Origin of the sequence: Streptomyces sp. NPDC002573 (assembly GCF_042889625.1) — a bacterium.
Taxonomy (GTDB): domain Bacteria; phylum Actinomycetota; class Actinomycetes; order Streptomycetales; family Streptomycetaceae; genus Streptomyces; species Streptomyces gibsoniae.
In genome coordinates this window covers 119912-136845 of sequence record NZ_JBIARC010000017.1, presented here as the reverse complement: position 1 = coordinate 136845, position 16934 = coordinate 119912, and the positions used below count along the sequence as shown (strand labels likewise).

12 protein-coding genes are annotated in these 16934 nt (G+C 71.8%); 5 read left to right on the top strand and 7 right to left on the bottom strand.

Translation table 11 applies throughout. The features are described from left to right. Positions 1–47 precede the first annotated feature (47 nt). On the top strand, positions 48–1925 hold the full coding sequence (locus tag ACFYX0_RS18520) for an exo-alpha-sialidase (RefSeq protein ID WP_388971413.1): 1878 nt from the start codon (positions 48–50) through the stop codon (positions 1923–1925). 10 nt (positions 1926–1935) lie between these two features. After that, a complete protein-coding gene (locus tag ACFYX0_RS18515; protein ID WP_388971411.1) occupies positions 1936–3165 on the top strand; it encodes a hypothetical protein in 1230 nt (409 codons plus the stop codon). Here ACFYX0_RS18515 and ACFYX0_RS18510 read toward each other — a convergent pair. Continuing rightward, complete coding sequence (locus ACFYX0_RS18510; protein WP_388971409.1) at positions 3104–4144, bottom strand: bile acid:sodium symporter family protein; 1041 nt, start codon at positions 4142–4144, stop codon at positions 3104–3106. The genes ACFYX0_RS18515 and ACFYX0_RS18510 overlap by 62 nt on opposite strands. 135 nt (positions 4145–4279) lie before the next feature. Between ACFYX0_RS18510 and ACFYX0_RS18505 the strand changes: the two genes are divergently transcribed. From ACFYX0_RS18505 to ACFYX0_RS18495, 3 genes are all read left to right on the top strand, one after another. Continuing rightward, a complete protein-coding gene (locus ACFYX0_RS18505) occupies positions 4280–5143 on the top strand; it encodes a LysR substrate-binding domain-containing protein (protein ID WP_388971407.1) in 864 nt (287 codons plus the stop codon). Between the two features lie 335 nt (positions 5144–5478). Then, entirely contained in the window at positions 5479–7305 is a 1827-nt protein-coding gene (locus ACFYX0_RS18500) for an AMP-dependent synthetase/ligase (protein ID WP_388971405.1), read from the top strand. Between the two features lie 83 nt (positions 7306–7388). Beyond that, a complete protein-coding gene (locus ACFYX0_RS18495) occupies positions 7389–8261 on the top strand; it encodes a helix-turn-helix domain-containing protein (RefSeq protein WP_388971403.1) in 873 nt (290 codons plus the stop codon). Between the two features lie 25 nt (positions 8262–8286). Here the strand turns inward: ACFYX0_RS18495 and ACFYX0_RS18490 are convergent, their stop codons facing one another. From ACFYX0_RS18490 to ACFYX0_RS18465, 6 genes are all read right to left on the bottom strand, one after another. Beyond that, positions 8287–9477, bottom strand: a complete 1191-nt coding sequence (locus ACFYX0_RS18490) for a thiolase family protein (protein ID WP_388971401.1) — start codon at positions 9475–9477, stop codon at positions 8287–8289. Then, positions 9474–10121 (bottom strand): CoA transferase subunit B, encoded by a 648-nt coding sequence (locus ACFYX0_RS18485; RefSeq protein WP_388971399.1) that lies wholly within the window; start codon positions 10119–10121, stop codon positions 9474–9476. Before ACFYX0_RS18485 ends, ACFYX0_RS18490 begins: the two co-directional genes overlap by 4 nt. Before the next feature lie 43 nt (positions 10122–10164). Continuing rightward, entirely contained in the window at positions 10165–10923 is a 759-nt protein-coding gene (locus ACFYX0_RS18480; RefSeq protein WP_355911913.1) for a CoA transferase subunit A, read from the bottom strand. Positions 10924–10931: 8 nt separating this feature from the next. After that, positions 10932–12710, bottom strand: coding sequence for an FAD-dependent oxidoreductase (locus ACFYX0_RS18475; RefSeq protein WP_388971397.1), 1779 nt, complete (start codon positions 12708–12710; stop codon positions 10932–10934). A 16-nt stretch (positions 12711–12726) separates the two neighbouring features. Next, positions 12727–14658 (bottom strand): maleylacetate reductase and hydroxyquinol 1,2-dioxygenase domain-containing protein, encoded by a 1932-nt coding sequence (locus ACFYX0_RS18470; RefSeq protein WP_388971395.1) that lies wholly within the window; start codon positions 14656–14658, stop codon positions 12727–12729. A gap of 232 nt (positions 14659–14890) precedes the next feature. After that, positions 14891–16921 (bottom strand): PQQ-dependent sugar dehydrogenase, encoded by a 2031-nt coding sequence (locus tag ACFYX0_RS18465; RefSeq protein ID WP_388971393.1) that lies wholly within the window; start codon positions 16919–16921, stop codon positions 14891–14893. Positions 16922–16934: the final 13 nt, after the last annotated feature.

The following is a 16934-nucleotide window of genomic DNA, read 5'->3' as shown; positions in this document are numbered from 1 at the left end:
ACATAGGACGTTCAGTATGTCCAGACGCATGAAGGGCGGGCCGCACCATGCCGTCAAGTCTCCGTGCACGACTCAGATCGACCCTGACCGCCGTCCTCACCGCCGCCGCGCTGCTCGCACTGCCGAGCCCGGCGGGTGCGCAACCGGCCCGGAGCGAGGGCCGTTTCGAACAACAGGTGCTCTTCAGGGCCTCCCAGGATTCCGGCTACGCCTGCTTCCGCATCCCGGCCGTCGTGAAGACGAAGAAGGGCACCCTGCTCGCCTTCGCCGAGGGCCGGGTGCTCAACTGCGGTGACGCGGCCGACATCGACATCGTGGTCAAGCGCTCCACCGACGGCGGCCGCACCTGGGGCCCGTTGCAGGTCGTCAACGAGGGCGCCGGGGACACCCACGGCAACCCGGCCCCCATCGTGGACCGCGGGACGGGCCGCATCCTGCTCGCCGAGACCTACAACACCGGCCGTACGGACAGCGCGAGCTGCTCGGTGCCCTGCGACCGGACCCCCCATCTGCAGTACAGCGACGACGACGGGCTGAGCTGGTCGGCGCCGCGGGATCTGAGCCCGCAGATCCTGCCCCCGGACTGGAACTCCTGGTACGCCACCGGGCCCGTGCACGGCATCCAGCTCACCCGCGGACGGCACACGGGCCGACTGGTCTTCGGCGTCAACACCGAGACCTGGAACGGCAGTCGGGTCACCGCGAACCACGCCGCGCTCATCACCAGTGACGACGGCGGCGACCACTGGCACATCGGCGCCACCGACTCCTGGCCGATCGCGGACGACGGCACGTACCGCCAGAAGCCCTCCGAACTCACCCTCGTCGAACGTGAGGACGGCTCGATCCTGGTCAGCGGACGCGAGCAGGACGGCACGGACCTCGGCCATCGCACCCAGGCCGTCAGCCGCGACGGCGGCAGCAGCTTCGTCGCCCCCTTCCGCGATCTGCCGGACCTGTACGCACCCCAGGTGCAGGGCTCGATGCTGCGTATCGGCGACCGCATCCTGCTGGCCTGCCCCGGCGACCCCGACCGCCGCCGGACGATGATGATCCGCTCCTCCTACGACGGCGGACGCACCTGGGACAGCGTGGACCGCGGCACCGTCGTCACCACGGACTGGTCCGGCTACTCGGACCTGGTCCGCGCCGACGGGGACACCGTGGGGCTCCTCTACGAGGGCGGCGCGGTCGACGCGCGGGACGAGATCCGCTTCGCCCGCTTCACCGAGGACTGGCTGCAACCGCGCCGCGGCCCCGACCCGACCACCTCCGACCGGGCTCCGGGCACCCGGCCGGCCGCGGTCCTGGGCGGCGCGCGGCAGACGGACGGCGTGTTCGGCGGCGCTCTGGAGTTCGACGGCACCGACGACGCCGTACGCCTGCCGTACCAGCAGCAGCTTCCGCTCGGCAGCAAGGACTTCACCGCCTCGCTGTGGTTCCGGTACACGGCGACGGCCGGTGAGCAGCCCCTGCTCTGGATGGGCGGCATCGGCACCTCGCAACCGCAGGTGTGGCTGCGCGGCGAGCCCGCCTCGAACCGCATCCAGGGCCTGATCACCGTCCGCGACGGCGCCTCGGCCCCGCAGTCCGCGTATGTGCGCACGTCCGGCGCGTACAACGACGGCCAGTGGCACCATCTGGCGCTGCGCCGAGGCGGCGGCCGACTCACGCTGTTCATCGACGACACCGAGCTGAGCAGCGCGGACGTGCCCGGTTCCGTGAGCCGCAACTCCCCCTTCGGGGTGCACATCGGCCAGCGGATGGACAGCCGGGCCTTCTTCACCGGCGCGATCGACGACGTACGGGTCTACGACCGCGCGCTCGGCGACGACGAGATCACCGCGCTGCGCACCGGCGCCCCGGTCTCCGCCCGGGACACGGTGCTGTGGCTGCCCATGGACCGGGTGAGCGGCAGCCACTAACGTCCCCGGCGTGCCCGACGACACCACGGCACGACGGCGGGCCGGGACCGGGCTCGGCCTGGTCCTGGCCCTGGTCTGCGCGGCCGTGCTGCTCACCGCCCTCCCGCACCACGACCGGGAGGGCGGCGGCTGCACCCCGCGCACGCCCGCCGCCTGGACGGCCGACACCGCGCTGGACACCGAGTTCACCCGGTACGGCGACGACCCCGCGCGCACGGACGACTGGACCGGCGGCGACGGCACCCACTCGGTGCGGCTGCCGGACGGACGGGTGTTGTGGCTGTTTTCGGACACCTATCTGGGCCCGGTGCACGGCCCGCCCAACCCGGTCGGCGAGTCGTACGCCTGGCGGGACGTCTCGACGCCGCTGGTGCGCAACTCCGCGGTCGTGATGTCCCGCGCGGGCCGGCTGGAGCGCACGCTGCCCGCGCCGCTGTTCCCCGACCCGGGGCCCGGTCAGTGGCGCTGGCCGGTGGCGGCACAGGTAGAGCCCCGCTCCCCCGGCTCCGCCGAGCGGGTCGTCCGGGTCCTGCTGTGGACCCGGACGACCGGCACCTACCCCTGGATCTACGGCGTCCCCGCCGCCACCGAGGTCGCCACGCTGTCCCTGCCTGACCTGCGGGTCGAGAGCGTCGTGCGGATCCTCGACCAGCGAGGGACACCCGACCCGTCCCGGCGCGTGCTGTTCGGCACGACGACGACGGCCGACGGGACGTGGACATACGTCTTCGGCGGCGACGACGCCTGGGCCGCCGGACGCCCCGCCTCCCGGGCTTATCTGGCCCGGGTGGAGCGCGGCCGGCTGGCCGACCTCACGGCCTGGCAGTACTGGAACGGCTCGGCCTGGACGTCCCGGCCACGGCTCGGGGCCGTGCTGGGCGACGGGCGCGGCACCGGGGTGGCCAGCGCGTTCACGGTGGTCCGCGACCAGGGGACCTATGTGCTGTTCACCATGGCCGCCGGCACCCCGGGGCTGACCACGGTCACCTCCTACTGGGCGTGCGCACCTACCGGCCCCTGGCACGGGCCGGGGCGGGGGCTGCGTGCGCCGCTCCCCCCGGGCGAGGTGGCCGCGTACAACCCGCAGGCACATCCGGAGCTGAGCGGTGACGGCAGGCTGGTGCTCAGCTACGACGTCAACTGGCTGGACGCGACAGGAGCCGCGGCGCAGACGAACCTCAGCCGGAACGTGTCCCTGTACCGACCGCGGTTCGTGGCGCTGCGGCTGTCCCGGGGCTGACCGCCGGCCGCTCGGGGTCGCGCGCCCGCCGTTTGGCGATCACCGCGCACACCATGAGCTGCATCTGGTGGAAGAGCATCAGCGGGAGCACGGCCAGGGAGGCGTGCGCGCCGAACAGGACACTCGCCATGGGCAGCCCGGAGGCGAGGGACTTCTTGGACCCGGCGAACTGGATCGCGATCCGGTCCTCCCGGCTGAAGCCCAGCGCCCGGCTGCCGTACCAGGTCAGGACGAGCATCACGGCGAGCAGGGCCGCCTCGACCACGAGCAGCCCGCCCAGCGTGAGCGGGCTGACCTGGTGCCAGATGCCCTGGACCATGCCCTCGCTGAACGCGGTGTAGACGACCAGCAGGATCGAGCCGCGGTCGACGAGCCCGAGCACCTTCTTGTGCCGGGTGATGAAGCCGCCGACCCAGCGCCGCAGCAGCTGCCCCGCGACGAACGGCACCAGCAGCTGGAGCACGATCGTGACGAGCGAGTCCGCGGAGAACCCGCCGCCGCTGTTGCCGAGCAGCACCGCCGCGAGCAGCGGGGTGATCACGATCCCGGCGAGGGAGGAGAAGGAGCCCGCGGAGATCGCGGCGGGCACATTGCCCCGGGCGATCGAGGTGAAGGCGATCGACGACTGGATGGTCGACGGGACCAGGGTGAGGAAGAGCAGACCGGTGTAGAGACTGTGTGTCAGCAGCACCGGCACCAGGCCGCGGGCGGCGAGGCCGAGCAGTGGGAAGACGACGAATGTGCAGGCCAGCACGGTGCCGTGAAGACGCCAGTGCCTGAGTCCGGCCAGCGCCTCCTGGGTGGAGAGCCGGGCGCCGTACAGGAAGAAGAGGAAGGCGATGGCGGCCGTGGAGCCACCGGAGACGACGTGCGCGGCCATGCCCCGTGCCGGGACGAGAGCCGCGAGCCCCACGGTCCCCAGCAGCAGGACGATGTAGGGATCGACAGGCATCCAACGCGGCCATCGCAGGCGTTTCACGGTGCTCCACTTACGTTCGCTGTACATCCGGGGTCGGACACGGTCGTGCCCTCCCCATCGTCCACCTGCACCGACCGATCGGGAATCCCATACACCGCTCTGACTGTCATCGCGTTTCACGATAATCTCGAAGGCGTGTACGACCCTGCCCACCTGCGCACCTTCCTGGCGGTGGCCCAGACGCTGAGCTTCACCCAGGCCGCCCGGCGGCTCGGGCTGCGCCAGTCCACGGTGAGCCAGCATGTGCGGCGGCTGGAGGACGCGACCGGGCGCCCGCTGTTCGCCCGGGACACGCACTCGGTCCAGCTGACGGAGGACGGCGAGGCGATGCTCGGCTTCGCACGCCGGATCCTGGAGGTGCACGAGCAGGCCACGGCGTTCTTCACCGGCACCCGGCTGCGGGGCCGGCTGCGGTTCGGCGCCTCGGAGGACTTCGTGCTGACCCGGCTGCCGGAGATCCTGGAGCGCTTCCGCTATGACCATCCCGAGGTGGACCTGGAGCTGACGGTCGAGCTGTCGGGCACCCTGCACGAGCTGCTCGCGGCGGGCCGGCTCGATCTGGTGCTGGCCAAGCGGCGCCCCCAGGATCCGCGCGGCCAGCTAGTCTGGCACGACCGGCTGGTGTGGATCGGCGGGGAACGCCTGCGGCTGGACCCCGACCGCCCGGTGCCGCTGATCGTCTATCCGCCGCCGGGCATCACCCGGGCTCGTGCCCTCGAGGCGCTGGAGAAGCAGGGGCGTGCCTGGCGCATCGCCTGCACGAGCGGCAGTCTCAACGGTCTGATCGCGGCGGCCCGGGCCGGTCTCGGTGTGATGGCGCACTCCCGGGGGCTGGTTCCGCCGGGGCTGGTGCGGGTGCCGGAGCGGGCGGGCCTGCCGGACCTGGGGGAGATCGACTTCGTTCTGGTCGAGGGTGAGCGGCCGGGGGCGGCGCAGCACACGGCCCGGGCGCTCGCGGCGGCGATCCTGGCGAGCGGCGACCGGCTGCACCGCCGCTAGCGGGGTGACAGAAGCAATGCCGCGCACGCTGAGGAAGACAGCGGCACAGCGGGGCCGAGCAGCCGGATGATCGCGGACCCCGGTTCAACCCCTCGCGCTACTGGCGAGTAGGGTGTGCGGGGCGGTAATCGCGTCGTACAGATTCCGTGGAGATTGCCAGGCCGGTGACTACGACGCCGTAAGGAATTTCGTCCTCTCCTTACCGTTCTGTACATATTTTCCGGGGCTGACCTGAGCGATTTGCGCCCTGCCCACTGGTTTCCGACCCCCTCCCGCCCCGCCGGGCTCTCAGGTAGCTTTCACGGCGCTGTGCGGAGCGCCACAAGGAGCGGGGATTGCGCGAGTTCACCAACCCTCCGTCGGCGTCGACGCCGCCGGTGGGCGGTCTGGCCGACGTCGTCTTCGAGTATGCCCAGGAAGATCCGCTCCGTATCGCCCTCGGACGCAAGGACGCGGAGGGGCACTGGCGGGATGTGACCGCCGCCGAGTTCCGGGACGAGGTCCTCGCCCTGGCGAAGGGTCTGCTGGCCGAGGGGATCCGATTCGGGGACCGGGTCGCGATCATGTGCCGTACCCGCTACGAGTGGACGCTGTTCGACTTCGCGCTGTGGACCATCGGCGCCGAGGTGGTGCCGGTCTATCCCACCTCGTCGGCGGAGCAGGTGTTCTGGATGCTGCACGACGCCGAGGTGACGGCCGCGATGGTGGAGCACGAGGACCACGCGATGACCATCGCGACCGTCATCGACCGCCTTCCGCGCCTGCACCGCCTGTGGCAGCTGGACGCCGGCGCCCTGCAGGGGCTGTACGACGCGGGCGCCCATCTCGAGGACGAGGTGGTGCACCGGCACCGGCAGGCGGTCACCCCCGAGACCACGGCGACCATCATCTACACCTCCGGCACCACCGGCCGCCCCAAGGGCTGTGTGATCTCGCACGGCAACTTCATGTTCGAGGCCGACACGGTCATCGAGCGCTTTGAGCCGGTCTTCCGCTCCCGCCGGGGCGATGAGGCGGCCACCCTGCTGTTCCTGCCGCTCGCGCATGTCTTCGGGCGGATGGTGCAGGTGGCGGCCTTCCGCGGCAGGGTCAAGTTCGGCCATCAGCCCCAGCTGAACGCGGCGGCGCTGCTGCCCGACCTGGCCGCGTTCAAGCCGACGTTCTTCCTGGCCGTGCCCTACATCTTCGAGAAGGTCTTCAACGCGGCCCGCCGCAAGGCCGAGAAGGAGGGCCGCTCCGGGCCCTTCGAGAAGGCGGTCGAGGTCGCCGTGAAGTACGCGGACGCGATCGAGGCGAAGGCGTGGGGCGTAGGCCCCGGCCCCTCGGCGGGCCTGCGGATGCAGCACCAGTTCTTCGACAAGGTCGTCTACGCCAAGATCCGTGCGGCGATGGGCGGCCGGGTGCGGCACGCCATGTCCGGCGGCTCGGCGATGGACCGCCGGCTCGGGCTGTTCTTCGCGGGCGCGGGCGTGCAGATCTACGAGGGCTACGGGCTCACGGAGACGACGGCGGCCGCGACCGCGAATCCGCCCGGGCGCACCCGCTACGGCACGGTGGGCCAGGCCATCCCCGGCACCACGGTGCACATCGCGGACGACGGCGAGATCTGGCTGCACGGCGGCCATGTCTTCCAGGGCTATCTCAACAACCAGAAGGCAACGGACGAGTCCCTGCACGACGGCTGGCTCGCCACTGGTGACCTGGGCCTGCTGGACGAGGACGGCTTTCTCACCATCACCGGGCGCAAGAAGGAGATCCTGGTGACCTCCGGCGGCAAGAGTGTCTCGCCGGGGCCGCTGGAGGAGCGGGTACGGGATCATCCGCTGGTCGCGCAGTGCATCGTCGTGGGCAACGACCGCCCCTACGTCGCCGCGCTGGTCACCCTCGACTCCGAGGCCGTGGAGCACTGGCTCGGGATGCGCGGCAAACCGCGGCTCACCCCGGCCCAGCTGGTGCGCGACCCCGATCTGGAGACCGAGGTGCGGCGGGCGGTGGTGGCGGCGAACACGCTGGTCTCGCAGGCCGAGTCGATCCGCACCTTCCGTATCCTCGCGCACCAGTTCACCGAGGAGCACGGGCTGCTGACTCCCTCGCTGAAGCTGAAGCGCAAGGCGATCGAGAAGGCGTACGAGATCGAGGTGGAGGCGCTGTACCGGAGCTGAGCCCGGCCGTCGCGGCCCTCGACGCGTTCACCCCATCGTGATTTAATGTTCAATCAACCGAGGGGGCGCGAGGAGGTCGCACCATGGCGGAACTGGGACTCGCCGACACGGCGGGGATCCTCCGGCAGCCCGGGGTGCGGCCCCGGGGCAGCAGCGCCGGGCTCGGCTGGGAGCGGCTGTACGTGTCGTCCCAGGAGGAGCTGTCCTATCGCGCGGACTTCGAGCCCGCCCCCACTCATCTGGTGATCCTGCACCTCAGCGGGCCCGTCACGGTACGCCGGGGACGCGGAGCCACGGCACGCTCCGGGAAGATCCCCACCGGCGGGCTGTTTCTCCAGCCGGCCGGCCGGACGCTCTCCGTCGAGCTCGACGGCCGGCTCGACACGGTGCACGCGTATCTGGCGGACCAGGCGCTGCGGGAGGCCAATGACGGCCGTCCCGTGGAGCTGTCCGAGGAGCTCGGGGCCACCGATCCGCTCACCGAGCAGCTCGTGCTCGCACTCGACGGGGCCGTGCGGCGCTGGGAGCCGTCCGCCCGGACCTATGTGGACCATCTGACGGGCATGCTCGCCGCACAACTCGTACGGTGCCACGCCGCGCGCCCGGCCGAGCCGCCGGCCGTGCCGTCGGGACTGTCGGAGCGGCAGCTGTCGGCCGTGCGGGACCTCATGCGGGAGCGGCTCGCCGAACCGCTGCCGATCGCGGACCTGGCCGCCGCGGCCTCGCTCAGCCGCAGCCAGTTCACCCGGCAGTTCCGGGCCAGCACGGGACAGTCCCCGCATCAGTACCTCCTGCGGCTGCGCCTGGAGCAGGCGTGCCGGATGCTGCGCACCGCGACCTGGCCGATCGGGCAGATCGCCGCCGACTGCGGGTTCACCCACCAGGAGCATCTGACCCGGGTGATGCGCGCCCGGCTGGGGACGACCCCGGCCGCGGTGCGGCGCGCGGCCGCCTGACGCGGCCGCACCCGCGACAACCGGGTCAGCGCTCCAGGACCAGCGCCAGCCCCTGACCGACACCGATGCACAGCGCCGCCAGCCCCGTCCCGGAGCCCGCCGCGGCCAGCTGGTGGGCCACCGCGCCCGCGATACGGGCACCCGAGGCGCCCAGCGGATGACCGATGGCGATGGCGCCGCCACGCGGGTTGACGACCGACGGGTCGAGTTCCGGCAGCGCCGCCAGACATGCCAGCGCCTGGGCCGCGTACGCCTCGTTGAGCTCGATCGTGTGCAGCGCGGACGCGGCGACGTCCGCCTTGTCGAGCGCCTTGCGGATGGCGTCCACCGGGCCGAGTCCGAAGTACCGGGGATCGATCCCGGTGACCGCCGCCGTCCGTACCCGGGCCAGCGGCTCGCGGCCGATCGCGGCGAGTCCGTCCTCGTCGGCGAGCAGCAGCGCGGCCGCTCCGTCGTTCAACGGCGAGGAGTTGCCGGCGGTGATGGTGCCGTCCGCGATGAACGCCGGCTTCAGCGCCGCGAGCGCCTCCGCCGAGGTGGTGTCACGGATGTTCTCGTCGCGTGGCAGGTCCACCCCCTCGACGGGCACGACCTCCCCGTCGTAGAGGCCCTCGCGCCAGGCGCGGGCGGCGTTGCGGTGGCTGGCGAGCGCGAAGGCGTCCTGCTCCTCGCGGGTGATGCCGTGCTTGGCACCCACCAGTTCCGCGCTCTCCCCGAGCGGGATGGTCCACTCGCGCGGCATCCTCGGGTTGACCATGCGCCAGCCGAGGGTGGTCGAGTACAGCTGCTGGTCCCGTGCGGGAAAGGCCCGCTCGGGCTTGGGCAGCACCCAGGGCGCGCGGCTCATGGACTCGACGCCGCCCGCGACCACGACGGACGCGTCGCCGAGGGCGACGGCACGGGCCGCCTGGACGACGGCCTCCATGCCCGAGCCGCAGAGCCGGTTGACGGTGGCCCCGGGCACGCTCACCGGCAGCCCGGCCAGCAGTACGGCCATGCGGGCCACGTCGCGGTTCTCCTCGCCGGCGCCGTTGGCGTTGCCGAGCAGCACGTCGTCGATGCGGGCCGGGTCCAGGCCTGGGCTGCGGTCGACGAGGGCGCGCACCACTCCGGCGGCGAGGTCGTCGGGGCGTACGCCGGACAGGGCACCGCCGTAGCGGCCGACGGGGGTGCGGACGGCGTCGACGACGTAGACGTCACGCGGTCGCTCGATCATCGTTGCTCCTTGCGCTGGTGGCGGACGGCGACGGGTGTCCGTTCGAGCACCTGATCCACCGTCACTCCGGGGGCGGTCTCGACCAGTTCGAGGCCGGACGGGGTCACATCGAGGACGCACAGATCGGTGATGATCCGGTCCACGCACGCCCGTCCCGTCAGCGGCAGCGTGCACTCCTGGACGATCTTGGGGCTCCCGTCCCGGGCCGAGTGCTCCATCAGCACCACGACCCGGCGCGCCCCGTGGACGAGGTCCATCGCGCCGCCCATGCCCCTGATCATCTTCCCGGGGACCGCCCAGTTGGCCAGGTCGCCCCGCTCCGACACCTGCAGCGCGCCGAGGACGGCCGTGTCGATGTGGCCGCCGCGGATCATGCCGAAAGAGAGCGAGGAGTCGAAGAAGGACGCCCCCGCACGGACGGTCACCGTCTCCTTCCCCGCGTTGATCAGGTCGGGGTCGACCTCGTCCGGGGCCGGATACGGTCCGACCCCGAGCAGCCCGTTCTCCGAGTGCAGGACGACATCGACGCCCGACGGCAGGAACTCTGCCACCAGTGTGGGCAGTCCGATGCCGAGGTTGACGTAGTCGCCGTCCCGCAGCTCCTGCGCGGCCCGCGCGGCCATCTGCTCTCTGATCCAGCTCATGACCTGCGCACCGCCTTTCCCGGGGACCATGGATGACGCCGTCTCATCGCTCGCGCACCGTCCTCTTCTCGATCGCCTTGTCCGCCGCCTGCTGCGGCGTCAGCGCCACGACCCGCTGCACGAACACTCCGGGCACATGCACCTCGTCGGGATCCAGCTCTCCGGGCTCGACCAGCTCCTCCACCTCGGCCACGGTGATCCGGCCGGCCATCGCGGCGAGCGGGTTGAAGTTGCGCGCCGCGCGATGGAGGACGAGATTGCCGTGACGGTCGCCCCGGGCGGCCCTGACCAGCGCGTAGTCGGTGGTGATGGCCCGCTCCATGACGTACTCGACGCCGTCGAAGTCACGGACCTCCTTGGGCGGCGAGGCCACCGCGACAGATCCGTCCGCTCCGTACCGCCAGGGCAGGCCGCCCTGCTCGACGAGCGTGCCCACCCCGGCCGGGGTGTAAAAGGCCGGGATCCCGCAGCCGCCCGCTCGCAGCCGTTCGGCCAGCGTGCCCTGGGGGATCAGCTCGACCTCCAGCTCACCCCCGAGGTACTGCCGGGCGAACTCCTTGTTGTCCCCGATGTACGAGCCCGTCACCCGGGCGATCCGGCCCGCGGCGAGCAGGACGCCGAGACCGCGCCCGTCCACACCGCAGTTGTTGGACACGACCGAGAGGTCACGTGCCCCCGACTCGTACAGGGCGCCGATGAGAACCTCGGGCACCCCGCTCAGCCCGAAGCCTCCGACGGCGAAGGACTGTCCGTCCACCACGTCCGCCAGGGCCTCCGCGGCCGACGCCATCTGCTTGTCCATCGTCTCTCCTACCGCCCCAGCACCCGGCTCAGGGCGTCGGTCAGCTCCTGCCGGGCCGTGTCCTCGGTGCCGGGGGCGTCGGTGCGGCGCCAGGCCACATGGCCGTCCGGCCGTATCAACAGCACTCCGTCCTCGGCGATCTCACCGACCCGGCGCCATTCGCCGTACGCGTCACGGCAGTCGGCGTCGCCGATCCGCACGAACCGCAGCGGCACGCCGAGTTCGTCGCGGCAGGCGGCGGCCGCCGCCTCCCAGACGCCGCCCGTGAGACCGGTGAGCACGGTGAAGACGCCCTTGCCGACCACGTCGAGCGTGGAGATCCGCTCGCCCCGGGCGTCCACGAGCCAGGCGTGCGGCACCTTGGCGCCGGGCCGGCTCGTCGGCCGGGCCACCAGCTCCGGATCGTCATCCCCGGTCTCGGCGGGGCTCCCGTCCGCGAGGACCGCCCCGGAGACATAGCGCTGGTTCAGCTCGACACCGTGCGCGTTGAACTCGTAGTTCTTCAGCTGGACGGCCTCCTCCAGCGACTGCCGCCGCTTGGCGCCCTCCGCGGTGGCGGCCCGCACCGCCGCGAGGCCCTCGGCGATGGCCTCCGCGTCGCCCCCGGCGCCGACGCCGAGAACGTCGAAGATCGGGCCGAACTGGTCGCGGCTGAGATTCGCCCGCTCGACGATCTGCCGCCCCACGGGGGCGCGTTCGGCCGTGTAGCTGTCGAGCAGCGCGGGTCCCGCCTCACCGCGGATCACCATGGCCAGCTTCCAGGCCAGGTTGTAGGAGTCCTGCACCGAGGTGTTGGAACCGAGCCCGTTGGACGGCGGGTGCCTGTGCACCGCGTCGCCCGCGCAGAACACCCGGCCCGACGAATACACCGAGGCGTGGCTGTGGTTGACGGTCCACAGCGAGATCGACTCGATCTCCACAGGGAGTTCGGCGTCACCGATGAGATCGCGCACGATCCGCCGCGCCTCCGCCTCGTCCACCTCCGGCTGAGGCTGGTCGATGTCGTAGCCCCACACGAGCAGCCACTCGTTCCAGGGGCGGACCATCCGGACCAGGCCCATGCCGATGCCGCCCGTCTCCGCGCCGGGCCGCAGCACCCAGTACAGGACACTGGGGCGGTGGGCGCAGTAGCGGCTCAGATCGGCCTTGAAGACGATGTTCATGCTGCCCGCCTTGGCCATCTGGCCGTCGAACGGGAGGCCGAGCTGCTCGGCGACGGTGCTGCGACCGCCGTCCGCGCCGATCAGATAGCGGGCGCGCACGGTGAACTCGTCGCCCCGGATCCGGTCGCGCAGGAGCGCGGTGACGCCGTCCTCGTCCTGGGTGAAGCTCAGGAACTCGGTGTCGAAGCGGACCTTGGCGCCACGGGCCGCCGCGTTGCTCACCAGGATCGGTTCGAGATAGGTCTGCGGCAGGTCGACCATGTCGCAGGGGCTCTTGGAGCCGTACTCGGTCAGCGAGGCGGGGCCCGTGCCCCAGCTGCGGATCCGTCCGATCTCCTCGCCCGCGAGCGCGGTGCACAGCACCGTGTCGCCCATGAGGTGGGACGGGCTGCCGGCGGCCAGCGCCTCCGACTCGACGCCGAGGTCGCGCAGCACCTCCATGGTGCGCTGGTTGGTGATGTGCGCGCGCGGGGTGTTGGCCAGCCAGCCGTACTTCGTCACGAGCAGGGTGCGGATGCCGTACGTGGCCAGGAGCAGAGCGGCCGAGCCACCAGCCGGGCCGCTGCCGACGACCAGGACGTCGGTGTCGTAGCCGCCGGATTCGGCGGTGTGGGGGCGGGTCATGAGAGGCACTCCTCGGTCACTCGGCCGACGGGGCGATACGGAAGGTGTGGGACAGACGGCGCCACTCGCCGTCGAGACGGCGGCCGTCGGGGGTGGGTCCGGTCTGCGGGGCGTAGTCGACGACGAGTTCGTCCTTGACGCCGAAGACGGTGTCGCCGTCCAGGTACGCGCCGCCCGCCACGAACAGCTGGGTGACCAGCCTGCGATGGCCGGGCGCGTCGATCATGAAGTGCAGATGGGGCGCGCGGTAGGGATGGCGGCCGACCGCCGCGAGCATCTGCCCGACGGGGCCGTCGTCCGGGATCGGGTACGCCGCGGGCAGGATCGACCAGAAGGTGAGCCGTCCCTCGGCGTCGGTGCGCAGCCGGGCCCGCAGCACCGGCCCGTCGAGATCGGGGAGCTGCACGTCGTAGAACCCGTCCTCGTTGGACTGCCATACGTCCACGACCGCGTCCTTGACGGGCCGGCCGGCCGTGTCCGTCACCTGGGTCTCCACCCACAGCGGGGTGCCGGCGAGTCCGCCGGAGATGTCGCTGCCGTGCGGGACCTCGGGCGGGCCCGCCACGTAGAAGGGGCCGAGGACCGCGGAGGGAGTGGTGTCCGGGGTGCGGGAGTTGGTCAGCAGATCCACCGCGCTGGAGACGCCGAGGGTGTCGGACAGCAGCACGAACTCCTGCCGGGTGGGGCCGCACAGCTGTCCCGTCCGGGTGAGGAAGTCGATCGCGTACTGCCACTCGGACTCGGTGAGGTCGTTGTCGGTCACGAAGGCGTGGAGGTGCCGGACCAGATCGGCGAGCAGGGCGCCTACCCGGGGGTCGGGGGCGCCGGCGAAGCTCGCCACGACCTGCTCGGTCAGCCGCGCCAGCCGGGGGTCCGCGCCGGTGTGCCCGGCCGCCGGGCGGCGTCCGTGCCAGGCGTCGGACAGCAGGCCCGCGATGCCCTCGGCGGTCACCTCACGTGGATTCGGGTACGGCGTCGCGGCGGCCAGCTCGGCCGCGCGGGCCGGCTCGGACTCCGCCATGCCCAGCTCGCGCAGGGAAGTCGGGCCGCCCAGGGACGCGACCAGGTCGTGCACGCCGGCGGGGGCGTCGGGCACACCGAGGGCCTCGGCGATCCTGCGCATCGCGTCGGGGGCCGCGGGCGCGTTGTAGGCCATGGCGTACGGCAGGATCACGGTGTGGGTCTGGGCGTGCGGAAGGCCGAAGCTGCCGCCCAGGGTGTGACAGAGCTTGTGGTGCAGGCCCATCCCGACCGTGGCCAGGCAGGTGCCGGCGAGCCAGGCCGCCTGGAGCAGATCGGCGCGCGCGTCCCGGTCGGCCGGGTCGGCCGCGAGGCGGGGCAGCGCCCGCCCGATCCGGGAGATCGCCTCCAGGGCCTGGCCGTCGGTGACCGGGTTGGCGTCGGCGGAGTACAGGGCCTCCACGGCGTGCGCGAGGGCGTTGACACCACTGGTCACCGACAGGGGCACCGGCAGGCCGAGCGTGAGGTCGACGTCGTAGATCACGGTGCCGGGCAGGATCGCGGGCGAGGACCGGGTGACCTTCTGTCCGTCCCGGGTCTCGCCGAGCACCGGGGTCACCTCGGAGCCTGCGTAGGTGGTCGGGAGGATCACCTGCGGCAGTCCGGTGCGCAGCGCCAGGGCCTTCGACAGGCCCGTCGTCGATCCGCCGCCGACGGCGACCAGGCAGTCGGCGGACGCCTCGCGCAGAACGGCGAGCGCCCGCTCGGTCACCTCCACCGGGGTGTGCATCGCCGCCCCGGTGAACTCGGCCGCCACCAGGTCGCCGAGCCTCTCGCGAATCCTCGCGGAAGCCCGGGCGAGGTCCGGGCCGCACAGCAGCAGGACCCGGTGACGGCCGAGCCGCTCGATCTCCTCACGGAGCCGGTCGACGGTGCCGGAGCCGAAGATCACCCGCGAGGGATGGGATGTGTAGACGAACGTCCGCATGGAGCTCCGCCTTCGCGTCTCGGTCGGTAGGCCTCGTTGCCTGGCCACCGAGTGTGCGAGTCATGGCCCTGTCGGCTCCTGCACGAAAGGCGCGTCGTCGCTGCACGAAAGGCGCGCTGGGGCCGTGCGCCGCGGGTGTCGGCGCCCCGGCACACGAAGGCCGCCGCCTCAGAGGAGGCGGCGGCCCGGTCGTGTCGTCGCTGGTGGGCGCGGGTCCCTGCGGGGACGGACCTCAGTCGATCGTCACGCGGAAGAGCTTGTCGGAGCCGTCCGCCGCGCCTCCGTTGTTGTCGCAGTTGGTCGTGGACAGCCACAGCTGATCGGCGCCGGGCACCTTGGTGACCGTGCGCAGCCGGCCGTAGGTGCCGACGTAGTAGGCGGTGGGGGTGCCCACGCTCTCCTTGTCGCCGTTGATCGGGATCCGCCACAGCCGCTCGCCGCGCAGAGAGGCCATGTAGACGACGTTGCGGACGATGGCGATACCGCTCGGGGAGGCCTCCGAGACGTTCCAGGTGGCCTTGGGGTTGGTCATCCCGGCGACGTTGCAGGAGCCCTCGCAGGTCGGCCAGCCGTAGTCGGCGCCCGGCTTGATGAGGTTCAGCTCGTCCTTGGAGCTGTTGCCGAACTCCGCCTCCCAAAGACGGCCGTTGCGGTCGAAGGCGAGGCCCTGCGGATTGCGGTGGCCATAGCTGTAGACGTAGTTCCCGAAGGGGTTGCCGGGGGCCGGTTTGCCGTCGGTCGTCATCCGCAGGATCTTGCCGTTCAGGGAGTTCTTGTCCTGGGCCAGGTCGGGTGTCTGGGCCTCGCCGGTGGAGACGTAGAGATAGCCGTCGGGGCCGAAGGCGAGGCGGCCGCCGTTGTGGTAACGGTTCTTCTTGATGCCCTGGAGCAGGACCGTGTAGTCGGACAGTGTGGTGCCGTCGTAGGTCATGCGCACGACCCGGTTGCCCTCGGCGGCCGTGTGCATGAAGTAGACGCGGTGGTTGGTGTCCCACTTGGGGTCGACCGCGACGCCGAGCAGTCCGCCCTCGCCGTTGGTGGTGACGGCGTTCGGGACCGTGCCGACCTGCGTCCGGATGCCGTCCTTGGTCACCTTCCAGACCCGGAAGTCGTCGCGCTCCGTGACCAGCGCGGTCTTGCCGTCGGGCATCCAGTAGGTGCCCCAGGGGATGGTCCAGCCCGTCGACAGGGTGGCGATGGAGGAGGGCACCCCGCCGTCCGTCGTGCACGCCTTGGTGGTGAAGGCCACCGAGTTGCTCCGGTCGGAGGTGTTGCCGGCCGCGTCGCGCGCGACGACGTTCAGGATGTACGGGCTGTCGCAGGCCAGCCCGGTGAGCGTGGCCGATGTGCCGCTGGTGACGGTCTGGTAGACGGTGGTTCCGCTGCGGATGTCGTACGCCGTCACCGCTCGGTCGTCCGTCGAGGCGCCCCAGGTCAGATCGGCGCTGTTGGCGGTGACGCCGGAGACCGCGAGGGTGCCGGGCCTGGTCGGCGGGGTGGTGTCGGAGCTGGGCCTGGTGGTGCAGTCGACGACGGGGCTGGCCGGGGAGGTGTTGCCGGCCGCGTCCCGGGCGATGACGGTGAGGTTGTAGGTGGTGTTCGGGGCGAGTCCGGTCAGTGCCTTGCCGGTCGCGTTCCCCGGCGCCTCGGCGATCTTGTTGCCGTGTTCGTAGAGGTCGTACGCCGTCACGCCCACGTTGTCGGTGGCGGCGCCCCAGGCGAGGGTGAGGCCGTCCTCGCCGATGTCGGAGCAGCTGGGCTGTCCGGGGCGGGTCGGGGCCTGGGTGTCGGCGGCGGCTGCCACACTCACGCGGTCCAGGTTGGGTCCGCCGTTGGCGGTGGTCGCGGTCGCGCGGATCTTGTTGGTGCCCGCGGTCAGCGGGACGTCGACCGTCTTGGTCGCCCAGGTGTTCCAGTCGGCGGTGGCCGGGAAGGAGACGGCGGAGGCGACGACCGTGCCGTTGACGGAGAGGTCCATGGGGCGGTCGGTGGAGTTGCCGTTGGCGAAGCGGAGGGTGAGGGCCGAGGTGCCGGCGGCGCTCGCGCTCACGCTGAACTCCACGTAGGAGCCCTTGACGTTGGTGTAGTCGACGAAGCCGGTGCCGGTGTATCCGGTGTGGTTGGTGGCGACGGTGCCCTGCGAGATCACGGCGTCCTCGGCCTGGTAGTCGGTGGCCGCCCGCGCGGAGGCGGGGGTGAGTCCGACGAGCGGGACGGCGAGCGCCAGGGAAAGGCACCAGGGCAGCAGTGCTTGGGGTCTCATGGTCGTGTTTCTC

Coding starts and splice junctions, on each gene's coding strand:
- ACFYX0_RS18470 (WP_388971395.1), bottom strand. CDS start 14,658: ATGCGGACGTTCGTCTACACATCCCATCCCTCGCGGGTGATCTTCGGC.
- ACFYX0_RS18485 (WP_388971399.1), bottom strand. CDS start 10,121: ATGAGCTGGATCAGAGAGCAGATGGCCGCGCGGGCCGCGCAGGAGCTG.
- ACFYX0_RS18475 (WP_388971397.1), bottom strand. CDS start 12,710: ATGACCCGCCCCCACACCGCCGAATCCGGCGGCTACGACACCGACGTC.
- ACFYX0_RS18490 (WP_388971401.1), bottom strand. CDS start 9,477: ATGATCGAGCGACCGCGTGACGTCTACGTCGTCGACGCCGTCCGCACC.
- ACFYX0_RS18520 (WP_388971413.1), top strand. CDS start 48: ATGCCGTCAAGTCTCCGTGCACGACTCAGATCGACCCTGACCGCCGTC.
- ACFYX0_RS18465 (WP_388971393.1), bottom strand. CDS start 16,921: ATGAGACCCCAAGCACTGCTGCCCTGGTGCCTTTCCCTGGCGCTCGCC.
- ACFYX0_RS18495 (WP_388971403.1), top strand. CDS start 7,389: ATGGCGGAACTGGGACTCGCCGACACGGCGGGGATCCTCCGGCAGCCC.
- ACFYX0_RS18480 (WP_355911913.1), bottom strand. CDS start 10,923: ATGGACAAGCAGATGGCGTCGGCCGCGGAGGCCCTGGCGGACGTGGTG.